Raw genomic sequence first — 928 nt, 5'->3', positions numbered from 1 at the left:
AACGCCGCAGCGTTCGAACCAATCGGCGAGACGGTGCAGTCGCCCGGTGAAGGTGCCGAACGAGCGCACCGTTCGGGGTCGCAGTCGGGCGGCACGGCGGCCATGTGCATGGTGGCGCCGATGTCGATCGCCGCCGCATGGGGATGGATCGGGGCCATATCCCGCGCCTTGCGGGACCGCTTCGTTCGCGCCATCGTGCGTCCTCCTGCTCGTCGGGCCAAGGAGGGGATGGGGCATGCGAAGTCATCAATTTCCCAACCGGGATCACCGCGCGGGTGTCACCACTCTCAAGTCCGCACCGCCCCATGGGCCACGTTTTTTGACGGGGTCTTAAGCCTCCAAAAACCAGACGGCCGCTCCCCTCCGCTGCCCATCATAGCGCGGCCCGTTTCTCCACCCGCAGGCGGACCGAAGGCCCGCGATCGCTTTTTTTAGGAAGTCACGCTCCATTTTCACACATGCAAGGTCCGTCCGCAGACGGCTGATTTCCATCTGCTCGGCACTGACCTTCGGTGCAACGGCCCCTTTCAAGGCGCCGCTTTCAGAAGCCTTGAGCCAGTTGTGCAGCGTCTGCTCCGCCAAACCCAACGTCTTGGCCACAGTCGCCACCCGCTGACCGCCGGAGACCAATCGAATCGCTTCTTCCTTGAACTCAAGCGTGTATCGCGCCCGTGTCGTCTTCGCCATGTTGCCTCCCGTCCATCGCCGAATGTAGCCGGCTATGGGAGGCGTCGCACGCGGGCAAGGTCACCCGCGACATACAGGGCGAGGCGCACCTCGTCGAACGCGCCTTCAACGTCGGACCCTGCGTGCTCGCCGGGGCCGTGCCGTTCATCACCCAGCAGCTCGAACTCCAGGCCCCATAGCGTCGGCGGTGATGCACGTAATCATCATCTCGCGCTTAAGGCAAAAATTTGCAACAGAGCCC

The 928-nt window shown here is 63.7% G+C and carries 1 protein-coding gene and 1 pseudogene; both read right to left on the bottom strand.

Translation table 11 applies throughout. The annotated features are described in order from the left end of the window. A partial coding sequence (locus tag I71_RS36760; protein WP_199902331.1) for a hypothetical protein occupies positions 1-194 on the bottom strand: 194 nt, incomplete at its 3' end. 229 nt (positions 195-423) lie between these two features. Beyond that, positions 424-687: pseudogene (locus I71_RS34660) on the bottom strand (transposase); the annotation flags it as partial. Between the last annotated feature and the right edge of the window lie 241 nt (positions 688-928).

Origin of the sequence: Azospirillum sp. B506, assembly GCF_000333595.1 — a bacterium.
Lineage (GTDB): Bacteria > Pseudomonadota > Alphaproteobacteria > Azospirillales > Azospirillaceae > Azospirillum.
The sequence above is the reverse complement of the archived record's forward strand: the minus strand, read 5'-3'. Positions and strand labels throughout refer to the sequence as shown.